Source organism: Citrobacter sp. wls619 (assembly GCF_005281345.1).
Classification (GTDB): Bacteria; Pseudomonadota; Gammaproteobacteria; order Enterobacterales; family Enterobacteriaceae; genus Citrobacter.
The window spans coordinates 1-279 of the sequence record NZ_SZXJ01000025.1 but is presented as its reverse complement, the minus strand read 5'-3'; the positions used below and the strand labels follow the sequence as shown (position 1 = coordinate 279).

General features: G+C 53.8%; 1 protein-coding gene. It reads right to left on the bottom strand.

Annotated features, from left to right (window positions below; genetic code table 11):
* Window positions 1-279, bottom strand: a 279-nt coding sequence (locus FDX19_RS01955) for an autotransporter outer membrane beta-barrel domain-containing protein (protein WP_137381401.1), incomplete at both ends; no start/stop codon positions are given.

The following is a 279-nucleotide window of genomic DNA, read 5'->3' as shown; positions in this document are numbered from 1 at the left end:
ACCACTGGCAGAGAACTGGCTCCCATCCGTCCCTCGGTTACCGGTGCTGTCCGTATCGGCGTTGATATAACTCACCATCAGCCCTGCTTTCAGGCTCTGCACGCTATCATCCCAGCTCAGTATATCGCCACCGATCTGGAGCTGAGAATAGTTGTTGTCAATATCCACATGACCGTTTGCGGCGGTTGACGACGCATCACCCGCTTTAAAGCGCATCCACATACTGCCGTCATCGGTACGTAACTGGCTACCTTCGCGGTCATAAAGGGTCTGCATTTG